17 protein-coding genes and 1 riboswitch are annotated in these 17,911 nt (G+C 68.2%); of the genes, 13 read left to right on the top strand and 4 right to left on the bottom strand.

From position 1 onward, the window contains the following. Positions 1-147 precede the first annotated feature (147 nt). From rpmH to AC07OC_RS11105, 7 genes are all read left to right on the top strand, one after another. A complete protein-coding gene (gene rpmH / locus AC07OC_RS11135) occupies positions 148-282 on the top strand; it encodes a 50S ribosomal protein L34 (protein WP_005798102.1) in 135 nt (44 codons plus the stop codon). Positions 283-355: 73 nt separating this feature from the next. Then, a complete protein-coding gene (locus AC07OC_RS11130) occupies positions 356-868 on the top strand; it encodes a ribonuclease P protein component (RefSeq protein ID WP_218339356.1) in 513 nt (170 codons plus the stop codon). Then, complete coding sequence (gene yidD / locus AC07OC_RS11125) at positions 868-1,161, top strand: membrane protein insertion efficiency factor YidD (RefSeq protein ID WP_218296334.1); 294 nt, start codon at positions 868-870, stop codon at positions 1,159-1,161. The genes AC07OC_RS11130 and yidD overlap by 1 nt, the downstream gene beginning before the upstream one ends. After that, entirely contained in the window at positions 1,158-2,864 is a 1,707-nt protein-coding gene (yidC, locus tag AC07OC_RS11120) for a membrane protein insertase YidC (RefSeq protein ID WP_218296333.1), read from the top strand. Before yidD ends, yidC begins: the two co-directional genes overlap by 4 nt. Positions 2,865-2,959: 95 nt before the next feature. Next, on the top strand, positions 2,960-4,390 hold the full coding sequence (gene mnmE / locus AC07OC_RS11115) for a tRNA uridine-5-carboxymethylaminomethyl(34) synthesis GTPase MnmE (protein ID WP_218339357.1): 1,431 nt from the start codon (positions 2,960-2,962) through the stop codon (positions 4,388-4,390). Between the two features lie 123 nt (positions 4,391-4,513). After that, entirely contained in the window at positions 4,514-5,005 is a 492-nt protein-coding gene (locus tag AC07OC_RS11110) for a Crp/Fnr family transcriptional regulator (protein WP_218296331.1), read from the top strand. A gap of 110 nt (positions 5,006-5,115) precedes the next feature. Next, positions 5,116-6,042, top strand: a complete 927-nt coding sequence (locus AC07OC_RS11105; RefSeq protein WP_494601156.1) for a hypothetical protein — start codon at positions 5,116-5,118, stop codon at positions 6,040-6,042. 123 nt (positions 6,043-6,165) lie between these two features. Here AC07OC_RS11105 and AC07OC_RS11100 read toward each other — a convergent pair whose 3' ends face one another. Beyond that, complete coding sequence (locus tag AC07OC_RS11100) at positions 6,166-6,720, bottom strand: adenine phosphoribosyltransferase (protein ID WP_218297014.1); 555 nt, start codon at positions 6,718-6,720, stop codon at positions 6,166-6,168. Between the two features lie 177 nt (positions 6,721-6,897). Between AC07OC_RS11100 and AC07OC_RS11095 the strand changes: the two genes are divergently transcribed. Continuing rightward, complete coding sequence (locus AC07OC_RS11095) at positions 6,898-9,951, top strand: EAL domain-containing protein (RefSeq protein ID WP_218339358.1); 3,054 nt, start codon at positions 6,898-6,900, stop codon at positions 9,949-9,951. Between the two features lie 209 nt (positions 9,952-10,160). Here the strand turns inward: AC07OC_RS11095 and AC07OC_RS11090 are convergent, their stop codons facing one another. Further along, the gene (locus AC07OC_RS11090; protein WP_218297016.1) at positions 10,161-12,146 is read right to left on the bottom strand and encodes a monovalent cation:proton antiporter family protein; all 1,986 of its coding nucleotides are present in this window, start codon (positions 12,144-12,146) and stop codon (positions 10,161-10,163) included. Between the two features lie 124 nt (positions 12,147-12,270). Here AC07OC_RS11090 and AC07OC_RS11085 point away from each other — a divergent pair, with 124 nt between their 5' ends. The 4 genes from AC07OC_RS11085 to AC07OC_RS11070 all read left to right on the top strand — a co-directional run bounded on the left by AC07OC_RS11085 (position 12,271) and on the right by AC07OC_RS11070 (position 15,370). After that, on the top strand, positions 12,271-13,272 hold the full coding sequence (locus AC07OC_RS11085) for a KpsF/GutQ family sugar-phosphate isomerase (protein WP_218297017.1): 1,002 nt from the start codon (positions 12,271-12,273) through the stop codon (positions 13,270-13,272). Next, positions 13,272-13,859: a KdsC family phosphatase gene (locus AC07OC_RS11080; RefSeq protein WP_255590959.1), complete on the top strand. Its 588-nt coding sequence runs from the start codon at positions 13,272-13,274 to the stop codon at positions 13,857-13,859. Before AC07OC_RS11085 ends, AC07OC_RS11080 begins: the two co-directional genes overlap by 1 nt. Positions 13,860-13,923: 64 nt before the next feature. After that, on the top strand, positions 13,924-14,550 hold the full coding sequence (gene lptC, locus AC07OC_RS11075) for an LPS export ABC transporter periplasmic protein LptC (RefSeq protein ID WP_218297018.1): 627 nt from the start codon (positions 13,924-13,926) through the stop codon (positions 14,548-14,550). A gap of 37 nt (positions 14,551-14,587) precedes the next feature. Further along, positions 14,588-15,370: an SDR family oxidoreductase gene (locus AC07OC_RS11070; RefSeq protein WP_218339359.1), complete on the top strand. Its 783-nt coding sequence runs from the start codon at positions 14,588-14,590 to the stop codon at positions 15,368-15,370. Positions 15,371-15,491: 121 nt separating this feature from the next. Here the strand turns inward: AC07OC_RS11070 and rbp (AC07OC_RS11065) are convergent, their stop codons facing one another. Beyond that, positions 15,492-16,028, bottom strand: a complete 537-nt coding sequence (rbp, locus tag AC07OC_RS11065) for an RNA-binding regulator (protein WP_218339360.1) — start codon at positions 16,026-16,028, stop codon at positions 15,492-15,494. Positions 16,029-16,299: 271 nt separating this feature from the next. Beyond that, on the bottom strand, positions 16,300-16,692 hold the full coding sequence (rbp, locus tag AC07OC_RS11060) for an RNA-binding regulator (RefSeq protein ID WP_218297021.1): 393 nt from the start codon (positions 16,690-16,692) through the stop codon (positions 16,300-16,302). A gap of 296 nt (positions 16,693-16,988) precedes the next feature. Next, positions 16,989-17,162, top strand: a riboswitch (yybP-ykoY riboswitch). 23 nt (positions 17,163-17,185) lie between these two features. On the opposite strand from rbp (AC07OC_RS11060), the gene AC07OC_RS11055 reads away from it, so the two are divergent. Continuing rightward, positions 17,186-17,752, top strand: a complete 567-nt coding sequence (locus tag AC07OC_RS11055) for a TMEM165/GDT1 family protein (protein ID WP_218297022.1) — start codon at positions 17,186-17,188, stop codon at positions 17,750-17,752. Positions 17,753-17,911: the final 159 nt, after the last annotated feature.

Below are 17,911 nucleotides of genomic sequence, written 5' to 3'. Positions count from 1 at the left end.
GAATGTGTTCAGGGTGATTTGACCCGGCGCGCCGTTATTTCTGCCCCCGTGGGTCTGCCTCCAGAGTGCTGTTTCATATGGCGCGGGTTGCAGGCCGCAGGGGGTTCAAGAGCAGCAGTCCGGAACTGAACCTCAAGGAATAGCATCATGAAACGTACTTACCAGCCCTCCAAGACCCGCCGCGCGCGCACCCACGGTTTCCTCGTCCGCATGAAGACCCGCGGCGGCCGTGCCGTTATCAACGCACGCCGCGCCAAGGGCCGCAAGCGCCTGGCCGTCTAAGGCCGCTACGGTCTACGGCCTGCTCCCCGCCTGTTCCCGGCTTGTACCGCCAGGTTCCAAACGGGGCGCTTGCATGCACAGGCTGAAAACCCGTCCGCAGTTCCAGGCCGCGATGGCGGGGGGCACTGTCTCCCGCACGGCGCATTTTGCGCTGCACCGCCTGGTGCTGGACGCCGCTGGCAGCAACCCTGCCAGCGGGGCCGCCAGTGCTGCCGCACCCACAGGGCCCGGTTCCTTGCCGCCAACGCAAGGGCCGCAGGCCCTGTTTGCCGTGCAGGGCGTCTGGCTGGGTGCCATGGTGCCCAAGCGCTGGGCGCGCCGCGCCGTGACGCGCAATACCATCAAGCGACAGATCTACACGGTGGGCGCCACGTTCGAGGTGCGGCTTCCGCAGGCGGCCCATGTGGTGCGTCTGCGCACCGCGTTTGACCGCAAGCAGTTCGTGAGCGCCACGTCCGACCAGCTCAAGCAGGCGGTGCGTGCAGAGTTGCTGCAGCTGTTTGGCCATGCCGCCCGGCGGTCGGGCGGTGCTGCGGCGGCCTCGGCCCCCGCTTCGCCCGTGGTGGCAGAGGTGGTTGCGCCATGATGATGCAGCGCCTGCTGATGGGCGTGGTCAAGGGCTATCGGCTGTTCCTCAGCCCCTGGCTGGGGTCTGCCTGCCGCTTCGAGCCCACCTGTTCGGCCTATTCGCTGCAGGCGCTGGAACGGCACGGCGCCGCGGCAGGCAGCTATCTCACGGTGCGCAGGCTGGTACGCTGCCACCCCTGGTGTGACGGGGGCCATGACCCGGTCCCGCAACAATTGCCGCGCAGCATGCGGCTGTTCTCGCGGCTTTCTGATTCCAACACCCAACCATCCTCACCAAAGAAGTCTTCATGAACGACATTCGCCGCACCATCCTGTGGGTGATTTTTGGCTTTTCCATGGTTCTGCTGTGGGACAAGTGGCAGCTGCACAACGGCAACAAGGCCACCTTTTTCCCCTCCACGCCGACGGTGACGGCGCCTGCCGCCCAGGGCGCCGCGTCCAGCGCCACCGGCGCGGCCAGCGTCCCCGCCTCCAGCGCGCCGGTGGCGGCTGCGGCGCAGGGTGCCTCGGCGGTGCCTGGCCAGCTGGCGCCCGCGGCTGCTCCGGCCGCGCGCGAACGCGTGGAGGTCAAGACCGACCTGTACCGGCTGACGTTTGACAGCGAGGGCGGATCGCTCACGCATGCCGAGCTGCTGCAGCACGCGGACATGGCGGACAAGACCCGCAATTTCCTGTTGCTGGACGAGAGCGCGCAGCGTGTCTACGTGGCGCAGACGGGCCTGATCGGCGGCACCTTCCCCACCCACAAGACCGCGATGACCGTGGTGCCCGGCCCCCGCGAGCTCAAGGACGGCGAAGACGAAATCAGCATCCGCTTCGAATCGCCCGTGCAAGGTGGCGTGAAGCTGGCCAAGACCTGGACCATCAAGCGCGGCGCCTACGACATTGCCGTCAAGCACGAGGTCGTGAACACCGGCAGCGCCGCCGTGTCGCCCCAGCTGTACCTGCAACTGGTGCGCGACGGCAACAAGCCGCCCGGAGAGTCTTCGTTCTACTCCACCTTCACCGGCCCCGCGGTCTTCACCGAGGCCAAGAAGTACCAGAAGATCGAGTTCAAGGACATCGAGAACGGCAAGGTCGACATCCCCAAGGATGCGCCCAACGGCTACGTCGCCATGGTGCAGCATTACTTCGCCACGGCCTGGCTGCTGGCCGACGGCGTGCAGCGCGAGCCCTTCACCCGCAAGGTGGACACCAACCTGTACTCCGTGGGCATGCTCACCTCGCTGGGCGCCATCGAGCCGGGCGCGAGCAAGACCGTGGACGCGCGCCTGTTCGCCGGCCCGCAGGTGGAGACCATGATGGAAAAGCTCTACCCCGGGCTGGAGCTGGTCAAGGACTACGGCTGGCTCACCATCCTGTCCAAGCCGCTGTACTGGCTGCTCGACCAGCTGCACAAGCTCCTGAACAACTGGGGCTGGTCCATCGTGGCCCTGGTGCTGCTGCTCAAGATCGCGTTCTACTGGCTCAACGCCAAGGCCTACGCCAGCATGGCCAAGATGAAGGCCATCAACCCCAAGATCATGGAGATGCGCGAGCGCCTGAAGGACAAGCCGCAGCAGATGCAGCAGGAGATGATGCGCATCTACCGCGAGGAAAAGGTCAACCCCATGGGCGGCTGCTTCCCCATCATGATCCAGATCCCCGTGTTCATCGCGCTGTACTGGGTGCTGCTGTCCAGCGTGGAAATGCGCAACGCGCCCTGGATCGGCTGGATCCGCGACCTGTCCACGCCCGACCCGTTCTTCATCCTGCCCCTGCTGATGACGGCCAGCTCGCTGCTGCAGACGGCCCTGAACCCCGCGCCACCCGACCCGATGCAGGCCAAGATGATGTGGTTCATGCCGCTGATCTTCAGCGTGATGTTCTTCTTCTTCCCGGCCGGCCTGGTGCTGTACTGGCTGACCAACAACATCTTGTCGATTGCGCAGCAGTGGCTCATCAACACCCGCATGGGCGTGCCACCGCAGTTCAACCTTCCCAGTTTCAAGTGATGCCACAGCGGCAACGCTGACATCCATGAACTGACCCCCCGAAAGGCCGCGCAAGCGGCCTTTTTCTTGTCCATCAACCTTGTACAGTCGCCGCCATGCTTGCCCGCCACCATGACCCCATCGTCGCCATCGCCACCGCTCCGGGGCGCGGGGCCGTCGGCATCGTGCGGGTGTCCGGCCGCGCCATCGGCGCGCTGGTGCAGGCGCTGTGCGGCCGGGCGCTGAAAGCCCGCGAGGCCACCTACCTGCCCTTCCGGGATGTGCAGGGGCAGGCCATCGACCAGGGGCTGGCGCTGTATTTCCCTGGCCCGCACAGCTACACCGGCGAAGACGTGCTGGAACTGCAGGCCCACGGCGGCCCCGTGGTGCTGCAGCTGCTGCTGGCGCGCTGCCTGGAGGCGGGGGCGGCCACCGACCCGGCCACGGGCCAGCCCTGCCTGCCCGGCCTGCGCGTGGCGCAGCCGGGCGAGTTCACCGAACGCGCGTTCCTGAACGACAAGATCGACCTCGCCCAGGCCGAGGCGATCGCCGACCTGATCGACGCCAGCACCGAGGCCGCCGCGCGCAGCGCCAGCCGCTCGCTCACGGGCGCGTTCTCGGCCGAGATCCACGCCTTGCGCGATGCGCTCATCCACCTGCGCATGCTGGTGGAGGCCACGCTCGATTTTCCTGAAGAAGAAATCGACTTCCTGCGCAAGGCGGATGCGCACGGGCAGCTATCGAAATTGCAGCAAACGCTGGCCTCCGTGATGCAGCGCGCGCGCCAGGGCGCGCTGCTGCGCGAGGGCATCAAGGTCGTCATCGCGGGCCAGCCCAACGCGGGCAAGAGCTCGCTGCTCAACGCGCTGGCCGGGGCCGAGCTGGCGATCGTCACGCCCATTGCGGGCACCACGCGCGACAAGGTGCAGCAGACCATCCAGATCGAAGGCGTGCCACTGCACATCATCGACACCGCGGGCCTGCGGGACAGCAGCGACGAGGTGGAGCGCATCGGCATCGCGCGCGCCTGGGACGAGATCGCGGGGGCCGACGCGGTGCTGTTCCTGCACGACCTGGAGCGCGCGGATGCTATTGATTACATAGCTGCCGACGCAGGTATAGAAAGCGCACTGGCCCAGAAACTGCCTGGAAGCATCCCCGTCATCGATGTCTGGAACAAGCTGGACCGGGCTCCCCGGGGCGTGCCCGGGGCTCCTGCGGGAGCGGGCGCCCGGCCGGGGGTGCGCCTGTCGGCCCGCACGGGCGAGGGGCTCGACAGCCTGCGGCGCCTGCTGCTGGAGGTGGCGGGGTGGCAGTCCGCACCGGAGGGCATCTACATCGCCCGGGCCCGGCACGTGCAGGCGTTGCAGGCCGTGGGGGCCCATCTGCAGGAGGCGGCCGACCAGCTGCAGGCACAGGGCCCGGCGCTGGACCTGCTGGCCGAGGAGCTGCGCCTGGCCCAGAACGCCCTGAGCGCCATCACGGGCGAATTCAGTTCGGACGACCTGCTGGGCGTCATCTTTTCCAGCTTCTGCATCGGCAAATGAAGGGGCGCGAGGCGGCCGGCGGCATCCGGCCAAGGAGCCCACGCCGCCGCTTGTCGCGAATGTTGTAAACGGACGTTAACAACGCTTGTGTCCCATCTGTAACAAGGGTACTTTCGGCGCACCATGAATGTTCCCACGCCGGTTGTTTCCAAGGTGGACCTGCAAGGTCTGATCGATGCCATTGCACAGGCCAGTGCAGACGACAGCATGACCAACCCGCTGACCCCCGCGCAGTGGGATGTGCTGTCGTCGTACCTCCTGCCCGTGGTCATGCCCGCCGGGCAGGTGCTGTTCACCCAGGGCGCCACGGACCGCACCCTGTACCTGGTGGAAAGCGGCAGCCTGAGCGTGCACTACCAGGACGAGAAGGAACGTTTGCGCCTGGCCATCGTGGGCGCGGGCTCGGTGGTCGGCGAAGGCGCGTTCTTTTCGCACCGCGCCCGCAGCGCCACCGTGCAGGCCAGCGCGCCCTGCAAGCTGTGGAGCCTGCCGGCGATCCGTTTCACCGAATTGTCGATCCGCCAGCCCGCCATCGCGCTGGGCCTGGTGATGGCCGCGGGGGCCGTGCTGGCCAAGCGGCTGGGCAACCGCCGCCGCCGCGTTGCGGCCACCTGACAGCCCCCCCGGACTGTCAGCTCCTGCGGGCTTTCGTGGGGCGCGAATGGGTGTACAGCAAGTTACACTCGATTTGGATTTTTCTGGCGCCGTCCCGTAGAAAGCAAGCCATGTCCCTGTTCAGTTGGTTTAGCCGCAAACCCGCCCCCCCCAAGCCCCGGTCCATGGCCGAACCGTCGGGCTTGCTGAATGCCGATGCCACGGTGCCACTCTCGCCAGGCCGACAGGGCAAGCCCCTGGTGGAGCCGCTGCCGCCCGAACACGCCGCCAACCGCAAGAACGAGCGCATGGAGCGCCGCGAACTGCTCTACACCGTGGTGCGCGATGCGATGGTGCGTGCCGGCGTGCTGTCGGCCAGCTACAAGTTCAAGGTGCTCTCGCTGGACCAGCGCGGCCGCCAGTTCCTGGTGATGATGGACCTGGCCCGCGAATACGGCGGCGAGACCGTGCGCCTGTCCGAGATCGAGGCACTGATCGCACAGACCGCCAAGACCCGCTACGACATCCTGGTGACGGCCGTCTACTGGCGCATCAACGACCATGTGGCGGTGGGGATTCCCCAGAAGGGCGTGGCGCCCCAGGGCGCGTCCCTGCAGGCGGCGCCCCCCCTGGCCCGGCGGCCGTTGCCGGCTGCGGCGGCACCCGCCCCCGTGGGGGCTGCGCCGGTGCGCCCGGCGGCGCCTGTCGTGCCCCCGGCTGGCGCCGCCGCGGCCCCGGCGGCCGCAGCACTGCGCCCTGCGGCGGCGGCTCCGCAGGTGCCGCCACCGGCCGTTGCGGCGGCCGCGGCGCCCCGCCCCGCTCCGCGCTACGAGCCCATCGAGGCGGACGAAGTGGCGGCGTTCAAACGCGCCCTGGCCACGGCGGCCGGGGCTTCCGCCGTGGCCGTGCCCGCCGCGGCCGCCAAGCCCGGCGTGCCGGTGCGCTCGGGGCCGCTGCTGCCCCCTGCCCAGCCCACGGGCTTTGAAGACACGGAAATGCCGGGTGCCGACAGCCCCGCACCCGACCTGAGCAGCACCCAGTACGGCGAGCTGAACTGAACACCCCCGGGGCAGGACCCGAAGGTGCTGCATTCCCCCGGGTCGTCGAAAGGGGGGCCGAAGGTGGTGCCGTGGCGCAGGGCGGCGCTGGCGTTGCCGCGCCGCCGCCTTGCCGCCTCCGCCTCAATGGCCCTCGAAGTCCACCAGCGTGTACAGCGGCAGCCCGGACTCGCGCAGGCGCCGTGAACCGCCCAGTTCCGGCAGGTCCACGATGGCGGCGCCCTCGGTCACCGTGGCGCCCAGCTTCTCCAGCAGTTTCCTGCCCGCCATCATCGTGCCGCCCGTGGCGATGAGGTCATCGATGAGCAGCACGCGGTCCCCGGCCTTCACGGCGTCGGTGTGCAGCTCCACGGTGGCGCTGCCGTATTCGAGCTCGTAGGTTTCCTCGACCGTGGTGAAGGGCAGCTTGCCCTTCTTGCGGATGGGCACGAAGCCCACGTTCAGTTCATAGGCCACCACGGCGCCCAGGATGAATCCGCGCGCATCCAGCCCGGCGACCACATCCGGGCGCAGCGCCTTGTCCATGTAGCGGTGCACGAAGGCATCGATCAGCACCCGGAACACCTTGGGGTCCTGCAGCAGCGGGGTGATGTCCCGGAACTGCACACCGGGCGCCGGCCAGTCGGGCACGGTGCGGATGTGTTGGCGGAGGTATTCGTTGACGCTGAGTGGCTGCATGGCTGCGGGGGGGAAATGAAGGATTGCGCGGGGCGCCCGAAGGCGAAAGGCGTGGCAAGTGTATCCAGCAGGGTTGATCGGGACCGCGCCCTGCGCCGCGAACCCTCATAATGTTTCAGCGCTGTTACATCCGCTGTACCGCCACGCTGGAACCCCCCTTCACACCGCAGATCGGCCATGCCCATCTCCATCCTGCTGATCGAAAGCGATCACCACCATGCACAGGCGGTGGTCGACGCGCTCGCGGACCCGTGGTCCGGCTGGCGGGTGGACGTGGCCGCGTCGCTGGCGGATGCGCGGGAACATCTGGGGCACAGCAGGCCGGACATCGTATTGGCGGCGCAGCGCACGGTCGATGGCTCGGCCTTCGACCTGCTGCGGCTGCTCGACGGCGTGCCGGCCATGATCGTCGTGCGCATGGGGGCGGAAACCCATGCGGCCCAGGCCATGCGCCATGGCTTCGACGACTTCGCGGTGCAGGACCCCGCGCTGGACTATCTGCTGACGCTGCCCGCGCAGATCGACTCGGTGCTCGAGCGCAATTCCAGCGCCCGCGCGCGGCTGGCGGCCGAGGCCATGCTGGCCCGCCAGCACCGCTTGCTGCAGGCCATCTCCCTCGCCCAGGCGATGTTCATCGCCAGTTCGGGACCCCGGGCCGCCTTCGAGGCGCTGCTCAAGGAGCTGATGTCGCTCACGCAGAGCGCCTTCGGCCTCGTGGGCCAGGTGCAGCGCGCCGAGGATGGGCACCCCTACCTGCGCGTGCACGCCATGACCGACATCAGCTGGGACGAGGCCTCCAGGGCCCGCTATGCCCAGCATTCCGAGGAAGGCATGGTGTTCGACAACCTGCACTCCCTGGTCGGGGCGGCGCTGGTGTCCGGCGAGCCGGTGCTCTCCAACGACGCCAGCCACGACACGCGCGGCGTGGGCACGCCCCGGGGCCACCCGCCGCTGCGCACCTACCTGGGGCTTCCCATCCACGCGGCGGGGGAACTGGTGGCCATGGTCGGCCTGGCAAACCGGCCCGAGGGCTATTCGGCGTCGGACGTGCAGTTCCTCCAGCCCCTGCTGAACACGGTGGGCCAGCTGGAGATGGCCCGCCGCGCCGAGCTGGCGCGCAGCGCGGTCGAGGCGGAGCTCGAACGCACCAGCGCCCTCCTGGCCGACAAGACACGAGCCCTGGAAGGCACGCTCGCCAGCGTGTCGCAGGGCATCACCAACGTGGATGCCGAAGGGCGGATCCGCGTCTACAACCGGCGCTATCTGGAGCTGCTGGATCTGCCGGAAGCACTGCTGGCCACGCAGCCCAAGGTCGAGGAAGTGGTGCGTTTCCAGACCGAGCGGGGGGATTTCGGCGCGGAATTCCAGCTCATAGAGCCCGCGGCGCGCAACTACGTGGCGTCCGAGTATTCCTCCCACGGTGGCCGGCTCACCATGCCCGACGCCTACGTGCGGCGCACCCGCGGCGGCCGCTACATCGAGGTGCGCACGCGCGCCCTGGAGCAGGGCGGCCGCGTGCGCACGTTCACGGACGTCACCGACTACCTGAGCACCCTGGAAGCCCTGCGCCTGAGCGAGTCCCGCTGGCGCAGCCTCACGCACCTGTCCTCCGACTGGTACTGGGAGCAGGACGCGCAGTTCCGCTTCGTGCGGCTGGACGGCAACCCTTACCACGAGGCCGGCGTGCCCAACGAGATGCACTACGGCCTCACGCGCTGGGAGCTGCCCAACACCTTCGTGGGCGATGGTCAGTGGCGCGAGCACCGCAGGCAGCTGGAGGCGCACGAGGTCTTTCACGACTTCGAGATGCAGCGCCTGACCGAAGACGGAAAACCCGTCTGGGTATCGATCAGCGGCGAGCCCATCTTCGATGAAGAGGGCCAGTTCACGGGCTACCGCGGCGTGGCCCGCGACATCACCGAGCGCAAGCTGGCCGAGGCGGAGATCCAGCGCCTGGCGTTCTACGACGAGCTCACGGGTCTGCCCAACCGGCGGCTGCTGATGGACCGGCTGGAGCGCGCGGTGAACATGTGCGCCCGCGAGGGCAGCCATGGGGCCTTGCTGTTCCTGGATCTGGACAACTTCAAGGGCGTCAACGACACCATGGGCCACGAGTGGGGCGACCGGCTGCTGGTGCAGGTGGGCGGCCGCGTCAGCGCCAGCGTGCGGGCCACGGACACCGTGGCGCGCCTGGGGGGCGACGAGTTCGTGGTGGTGGTCCAGGGCCTGGATGCCGAGACGCAGGCGGCTGCGGCCGAAGCGGAAGCCGTGGCCCAGAAGGTGCTGGCCGCGCTGAACCAGCCCTATGTGGTGCATGGCAGCGAAGTGCACAGCACGCCCAGCATTGGCATTGCCCTGTTCCGCGATGTGCAGCTGCCCGTGCAGGAGCTGCTCAAGCGCGCCGATCTGGCCATGTACCAGGCCAAGGCGCAGGGCCGCAACACGCTGTGTTTTTTTGATCCGGCCATGCAGGCGGCGGCCTCCGCGCGGTCGGCGCTGGAGGGCGATCTGCGGCAGGGGCTCGCGCGCAACGAGTTCCTGCTGCACTACCAGCCGGTGGTGGACGAGACGGGCCGGGTGCTGGGCGCCGAGGCGCTGGTGCGCTGGAACCATCCGCTGCGCGGCATGGTGCCGCCCGGGGACTTCATCCCCCTGGCGGAGCAGACCGGCCTCATCCTGCCCCTGGGGCGCCAGGTGCTGGCCATGGCGTGCCGCCAGCTGGCGCGGTGGACCGCGGCGTCCGGGACCGCGGGCTGGAGCGTGGCCGTGAATGTGAGCGCGCAGGAGTTCCGGCAGCCCGACTTCGCGGAGGAAGTCCTCAGCGTGCTGCGCGACTGCGGGGCCGACCCCGCGCGCCTCAAGCTGGAGCTCACGGAAAGCCTGCTGCTGCAGGACGTGGAGGAGAGCATCCACAAGATGCAGGCGCTGCGCACCCAGGGCGTGGGGTTCTCGCTGGACGATTTCGGCACGGGCTACTCGTCGCTCTCCTACCTCAAGCGCCTGCCGCTGGACCAGCTCAAGATCGACCAGAGCTTTGTGCGCGACGTGCTCACCGACCCCAACGATGCCACCATCGCCTGCACCATCATCGCGCTGGCCCACAGCCTCGGGCTGGACGTGGTGGCCGAAGGGGTGGAGACCGAGGGGCAGCGCGACTTCCTGCTGCGCAACGGCTGCAAGCGCTTCCAGGGCTACCTGTTCGGGAGGCCCGGGCCCGCCGAGCTTTTGTAGTTTGCTATTAAATATATAGCTATTGGCGCTTGATGGATAAGCGCCAGAGCCATATTTAATTCAAATTTTGGCGTCAGCCTCAGCCACTGGCACGCATCGGGCGAGAGATGCCAGGCAAGGGCCGCCCCGCAGCGAGGGCATCGTCCCCCTTCCCGGAGCGCGTAGAGAAAAGGGGGAAGGCACGCAGTGCCTCAGGGGGATGTACCCTGCTACCCGCGCAGCAGCTTGTCCTCGGCCAGCATCAGCGCCGCCGGGTGACCCGAGAGCACCAGCGTGTCGCCCGCCGCCAGCAGCGCATCGTCCACCGCCGAGCTCATGTGGCCGCTGCCGCGGCGCAGGTTCACCACCCGCACCCCCATGGCCGACAGCGCGAGCTGGCCCAGGCTCTTGCCCAGCGCGGTGGAGCCGGGGGGCAGGTTCACGGTGGACAGGCGTTCCTGGTCGCGCTCATTGACGGTGTCGTCGTCCGCGCCGTGGAAGTAGCCGCGCAGCAGGTTGTAGCGCGCGTCGCGCTGGTCCTGCACCAGGCGCAGCACGCGGCGCATGGGCACGCCCACCAGCGCCAGCGCATGGCTGGCCAGCATCAGCGAGCCCTCGATGGCCTCGGGCACCACCTCGGTGGCGCCGGCGGCCTGCAGCTTGTCCAGGTAGAGATCGTCCTGCGTGCGCACCACCACCGGCACCTGCGGCGCGTGGGAGCGCGCGTTGGCCAGCACCTTCAGCGCGGCGGGCACGTCGATGTAGGTGATGGCCACGGCACTCGCGCGCACCAGGCCCGCGGCCATCAGCGCCTGCAGGCGGGTGGCGTCGCCGTACACCACCGAATCACCGGCGGCGGCGGCTTGCCGCACGCGGTCCGGGTCCAGGTCGAGCGCCATGTAGGGGATGCCCTCATGCTCCAGCATGCGCGCCAGGTTCTGTCCGCAGCGGCCGTAGCCGCAGATGATCACGTGCTTGCTGCTGTTGATGGACTTGCGCGCGATGGACGTCATCTGCAGCGACTGCTGCAGCCAGTCGCTGGCCACCAGCTTCATCACGATGCGGTTGCTGTACATGATGAGGAACGGCGTGGCCAGCATCGACAGCACCATGGCCGCCAGGATGGGGTTCATCAGCGCCGGCTGCACCAGCCCGTTGGCCTGCGTGAGCGACAGCAGCACGAAGCCGAATTCGCCCGCCTGGGCCAGGTACAGCCCGGTGCGCAGGGCCACGCCGGTCGTGGCGCCCATGCCCCGCGCGAGCACCAGGATGATCACCAGCTTGAGGAGCAGGGGCACCGTGAGCAGCGCCAGCACCAGGGCCCAGCGGTCCACCAGGATGTGCCAGTCCAGCATCATGCCGATGGTGATGAAGAACAGGCCGAGCAGCACGTCGTGGAAAGGCCGGATGTCCGTGCCCACCTGGTGGCGGTACTCGGTTTCCGACACCAGCACGCCCGCGATGAAGGCCCCGAGGGCCAGGCTCAGCCCCGCCAGCTCCGTGAGCCAGGCCAGGCCCAGGGTGATCAGCAGCAGGTTGAGCATGAACAGCTCGTCGCTCTTGCGCCGCGCCACCAGGGTCAGCCACCAGCGCATCAGCCGCTGCCCGCCCGTGAGCAGGATGCCCACCAGCACCGTGGCCTTGACCAGGGCCCACGCCAGCGCGGTCAGGAGCTGGTCCGGGGACGAGCTCAGCGCGGGAATCAGCACCAGCAGCGGCACCACGGCCAGGTCCTGGAAGAGCAGGATGCCCATCACCCTGCGGCCGTGCTCGCTTTCCAGCTCCGCCCGTTCGGCCATGAGCTTGACCACGATGGCCGTGCTGCTCATGGCCATCACGCCCGAGAGCGCCAGCGCGGTCTGCCAGCCCATCTCCCAGACGCCGCCCGCCACGCGCGCGAGCAGCAGCGCCGCGCCCGACACCACGGCCATCGTCAGCACCACCTGCATCAGGCCCAGGCCGAACACCTGGCGGCGCATGGCGCGCAGCTTGGGCAGGCTGAACTCCAGCCCGATGGCGAACATCAGGAACACCACGCCGAATTCGCCCAGGTGGCGCACCCCTTCCGAGTTCTGCGCCAGCGCCAGCGCATGCGGCCCGATCAGCACGCCCGCCGCCAGGTAGCCCAGCATGGGGGGCAGCTTGAGGCTGCGGCAGGCCACCACGCCCAGCACCGCGGCCAGCAGGTAGAGCAAGGTGAGGGCGAGAGAGGACATGGTTCGATGCTATCCGAGGCCAGCAGCCTGTTCACGATCTTCTTGTCCGAAGCACGGGGCGTGCCAGAGGGGGACAATAAATCCAGGGCCCGCCCAGGGCCTGCCCGGTCGATAGAATCCCGGGATGACTCCCGCACCTGCCGCACTGCCCCCCTTTGATGCTGATCAGGCCCTGCGTCTGGCACGTGAGACTTTTGACATCGAGGCTGCGGCCGTCCTGGGGCTGAAGACCCGTGTTGGCGCGTCGTTCACGCAGGCCGTGCAGGCGATCCTCACTGTGCGCGGGCGGGTGGTGGTGATGGGCATCGGCAAGAGTGGGCATGTCGGGCGCAAGATTGCCGCCACGCTCGCCTCCACCGGGACACCCGCCATGTTCGTGCACCCGGCCGAAGCCAGTCACGGCGACCTTGGCATGATCAAGTCCATCGACATCGTGCTGGCGCTCTCCAATAGCGGGGAGGTGGATGAAGTCACCACCCTGCTGCCCGTGATCAAACGCCTGGGAGCCATGTTGATTGCGATGACAGGGCGGCCACAATCCACCCTGGCCAAACATGCGGACATCGTGCTCGACAGCGGCGTGGAACGAGAAGCCTGCCCGTTGCAGCTCGCCCCCACCGCCAGCACCACCGCCCAGCTGGCCATGGGCGACGCCCTGGCCGTGGCGCTGCTCGATGCCCGGGGCTTCCGCCCCGAAGACTTTGCCCGTTCGCACCCTGGCGGTGCGCTGGGGCGCAAGCTGCTCACCCATGTGAGCGACGTCATGCGGACAGGGGCGGAAATCCCGAAAGTGGCGCCCGGCGCCGCCTTCAGCGACCTCATGCGCGAGATGAGCGCCAAGGGGCTGGGCGCCTCGGCCATCGTGGACGCGGCCGGGCAGGTGCTGGGCATCTTCACCGACGGCGACCTGCGCCGCCGCATCGAGGCGGGGGCCGATCTGCGCACCGCCACGGCCGAGCAGGTGATGCACCCCAGCCCGCGCCGCATCGCGCCGGATGCGCTGGCGGTGGATGCCGCGGAAATGATGGAGGCCCATGCCATCACCAGCGTGCTGGTGGTGGATGCCGCGGGCGTGCTCACCGGGGTCGTGCACATCGGCGACCTCATGCGCGCCAAGGTGATCTGATGGTGGCGGGCCCCTCTTCCTCCTCCTCCTTCCTGCCCGATGCCGCGCCCGCGCTGCAGATCGATCCCGAGCTGCTGCTGCGGGCCCAGGGCGTGCGCGTCGCCTTCTTCGATGTCGACGGCGTGCTGACCGACGGCGGCCTGTACATCAGCGAATCGGGCGAGACCCTCAAGCGCTTCAACACCCTGGATGGGCACGGGCTCAAGCTGCTGCAAAAGGCGGGCATCACCCCCGTGGTGATCACGGGGCGCGACTCCCTGCCCCTGCGCGTGCGCCTGAAGGCCCTGGGCGTGGAGCACGCCGTCTTCGGCACCGAGGACAAACGCCCGGCCGCCGAGCAGATCCTGGCCACCCTGGGGCTGGGCTGGTCCGACGCCGCCGCGATGGGGGACGACTGGCCAGACCTGCCCGTCATGCGCCGCAGCGCCTTTGCGTGCGCGCCGGCCAATGCCCAGGCCGAAGTGCGCCAGGCGGCCCATTTCGTGACCCAGGCCCGGGGAGGCGACGGCGCCGCGCGGGAGCTGTGCGACCTGCTGCTGGTGGCCACGGGCCGCTACGCCGCACTGCTGGCGGAATACACCGCATGACCCGGCCCGCCCCGCACCCATGGACCACGGGCCAGGCTGGCGCCCCCGGCCCGGAGGCGGCCCCATGACGCGCAACGTGATCCGCCAGGGCTGGGACCAGTTCTCGCTGTACCTGCCCGTCGTGCTCATGGGCCTGCTGGCGCTGGGCACCTGGTGGCTGGTGCGCAACGCGCCCATGCCCCTGCTGCCCGCCGCCGAACGCCAGCAGGGGCACCAGCCAGACTACTTCATGAAATCCTTCTCGGTGAAGAGCTTTGACGCCGCGGGGCGGCTGCAGAGCGAGGTGCAGGGCGCGGAGGCGCGGCACTACCCCGACACCGACACGCTGGAGATCGACAAGGCGCGCATGCGCTCGGTCACGCCCGCCGGGCGCCTCACCGTGGCCACGGCGGACCGCGCCCTGACCAACGCCGATGGTTCGGAGGTCCAGCTGTTCGGCAACGCCATCGTCACGCGCGAGCCCCTGGCCGCCAGGCCGGGGACGCCGGCGCAGCCGCGGCTCGAGTTCCGCAGCGAATTCCTGCACGCCTATACCAGCACGGAGCGTGTGCGTTCGGACAAGCCCGTCACCCTCACGCGCGGCAACGATCGCTTCACCGCCGACGGCATGGACTACGACAACCTCGACCAGGTGCTGCAACTGCGCGGGCGCGTGCGCGGCGTGCTCCAGCCCGGCACGGCCAAGCCCTAGCCGCCGAGCCCACCCCTGTCCCTGCCCGGAGCCCCCCATGACCACTCCCCTTGTCTTCATCACCGGAGCGTCCAGCGGCATCGGGCAGGCGCTGGCCCTGCGTTTCCATCGCTCGGGCTACCGCCTGGCGCTGGCGGCGCGCCGGACATCCGAGGTGAAAACATGGGCTGACGCACAAGGGATAAGCGCGGATAGCTACGAAATTTATAGCGCAGACGTGGCGGTCACCGACAGCATCGTTGCGGCGGGCCGCGACTGTGTCGCGCGCCAGGGAGTACCGGACGTGGTCATCGCCAATGCCGGCATCAGCGTGGGCATGGACACGGCCGTGCGTGATGACCTCGAAGTGATGGCGCGCACCTTTGCCACCAACAATATCGGCGTGGCGGCCACGTTCCACCCCTTTGTCGATGCCATGGCGCAGCGGGGCAGCGGCACGCTGGTGGGCATCGGCAGCGTGGCGGGCATCCGGGGCCTGCCCGGCCACGGCGCCTACTGCGCCAGCAAGGCCGCCGTCATCAGCTATTGCGAAAGCCTGCGCGGGGAAATGCGCCCGCACGGCGTGCGCGTGGTCACCATTTCGCCGGGCTACATCGACACGCCGCTCACGCGCCAGAACCGCTACAGCATGCCGTTTCTGATGCAGGCCGGTGATTTCGCGGACCATGCCTACCGGGCCATCACCCAGGGCGTGAGTTACCGGGTCATCCCGTGGCAGATGGGGGTGGTCGCCAAGGTGCTGCGGCTCCTGCCGAACGCGCTTTTCGACAAGCTGCTGTCAGGCCGCCCCCGCAAGCGGCGCCAGGACGAGCAGACATAGCGCGCCGGCCCCGCGCCGGGGCGCTGCCGCCGCCCGCCCGCCGGCTGGGGCGGCCGCCCATGAAAAAAGCCCCCGAAGGGGCTTTGGCCTTGCCAGGAAAACTCCCCGGCAGGGTGCTTCTTCAGTAGCTGCTGCCGCCGCCACCGCCATAGCCGCCACCGCCGCCGTTGCGGCCACCACCGCCACCGCCGCCGTTGCGGGAACCGGAGCCGTAGGGGCTGCGGAATCCACCTTCGCTGCGGCCGCCACCGCCGTAACCACCGCCGCCGCCACCCTCGCGGCCGCCGCCATAGCCACCACCGCCGCCTTCACGGCCACCGCCGTAGCCGCCACCACCACCGCTGCGGCCACCACCGCCGCCGTAGCCGCCGCCACCGCCGCCAAATCCACCGCTGCGGGGTGGGCGGGGCTCCATGGGGCGTGCTTCATTCACGACGATGCTGCGGCCGCCCAGGGGCTGGCCATTCATGCCGTTGATCGCGGCCTGGGCTTCTGCGTCGCTGCCCATTTCCACGAAGCCAAAGCCCTTGGATCGACCCGTGTCGCGCTCCATCATGACCTTGGCGCTGGTCACTGCGCCGAATTGGCCGAAGGCCTGTTCCAGATCGCTGTCGCGCACCGAGTACGGCAGGTTGCCGACGTACAGTTTGTTGCCCATCGAGGGACTCCTCAAAAACACATGGATAAAGCGATGGAGTCCCGAAAACGCAGCCAGCTAATCTCAATGACGCTCTCAGCGCGAAACTGACGGATCACCGCAAACTTGGAAACGGGTTGCACCCGCCAACCCATTATGCGCCACACTTTTGCCGAAAAAGCAAGCGGTGATGCCGACTGTGGTGGCGATACCGCGCGGCCATGAAAAAAGGAGCCCTGAGGCTCCTTTGTCTTGCCTTCGGCAGGCCGCGAGGTCTGCCGATGAGGTCTTTTTAGTAGCTGCTACGGCCACCGCCGTAACCACCACCACCGCCGCCGCCGCTACGGCCACCGCCGTAACCGCCGCCGCCACCACCGCCGTAGCCGCCGCCACCACCGTTGCCGCCGCCGAAGCCGCCGCTACGGGGAGCACGGGGCTCCATGGGGCGGGCTTCATTGACCACGAGGTCACGGCCGCCGAAGTTTTGGCCATGCACGCCTTGGATGGCGGCTTGGGCTTCTGCATCGCTGCCCATTTCGACAAAGCCGAAACCCTTGGAGCGGCCAGTGTCGCGCTCCATCATGACCTTGGCGCTGCCAACCGAGCCGTACTGGCTGAAGGTCTGCTGCAGATCTTCGTCGCGGAAAGAGTAGGGCAGGTTGCCCACGTAAAGTTTGTTGCCCATGAAGGACTCCTGAAAAAACATGAAAACGCGATGGAGCCCGACGCAATCAACAAACCTGTGACGACTTCAAAGACGCGAAACTGACCATTCACCGCTAAGCTAACTGCTCTCCTGCAAGCAGAAAAGCGAACCCATTATTAATCACTTTATGTGGCGCGTGGGGTTTTATTTCTGGGGAAAGCCGCCCGTCGTGCACAAATCAGGGGTTTTCACGCGTGCGTGGAAGGGTTTTCCCGAGGAAAAAAGACAGGCGGTCATGGCCGGGGCACCCCCGCCAGGCTGGCGCAGGGTAAAATACGCGGGTCTTTGGGGAGTAGCCCGCCCGGTGCGCAATGCGCCGGGGGCATGCGTCAACAAACTTGGGTCCGGTGGACCTATGGCGTATGCGGTTTTCTAGCTGGGCGAGACCATTGACTGCATGCCGATCCAAATGGCCGGAGTCGGGGTGCAGTCAATGCGTTTCGAACAACATCCGGCCGGACAGGACCCCCACATGGAACCGTTTTTCATCTCCACCGCCATCGTCGCGCTCGCCGAAATGGGCGACAAGACGCAGCTTCTGGCGCTCGTGCTCGCCGCACGCTTTCGCAAACCCTGGCCCATCGTCCTCGGTATCCTGGTGGCCACGCTGGTCAACCATGGCCTGGCCGGCGCAGTGGGCTCGTGGGTGACGACGTTCGTGGGGCCGCAGATCCTGCGCTGGATCCTGGGGGCATCGTTCATCGCGATGGCCATCTGGATGCTGATCCCCGACAAGCTTGACGAAGGCGAGGCCGACGGCTCGCCGCGCTGGGGGGTGTTCGGCACCACGCTGATCGCGTTCTTCCTGGCCGAGATGGGCGACAAGACGCAGATCGCCACCGTCATGCTGGCCGCGCAGTACAACGCCTACCTGTGGGTGGTGGCAGGCACCACGCTGGGCATGATGATCGCCAACGCGCCCGTGGTGTGGCTGGGCGAGCGCATCACCCGCCGGGTGCCGATCCGCGCGGTGCACATCGTGTCTGCCGTGATCTTCCTGGTGCTGGGGCTGCTGGCCATCTTCACGCCGGTCGGCTGAGGGAGGCTGCGAAAAGCAGGAGCCATCCGCAGGCGCTTTTGGTATATTTGCCAGACGCGCCGATTTGCCACAGCTTGCGGGCGCTTTATAAATCCTGCTAAAGACCCGTCCGACCTATGTACCCGGCCTCGTTTTTAGCGACGCCGGGTTTTTTTTGTC

The sequence above is a fragment of the Acidovorax sp. GW821-FHT10E04 genome, assembly GCF_059415185.1.
The sequence above is the reverse complement of the archived record's forward strand: the minus strand, read 5'-3'. Positions and strand labels throughout refer to the sequence as shown.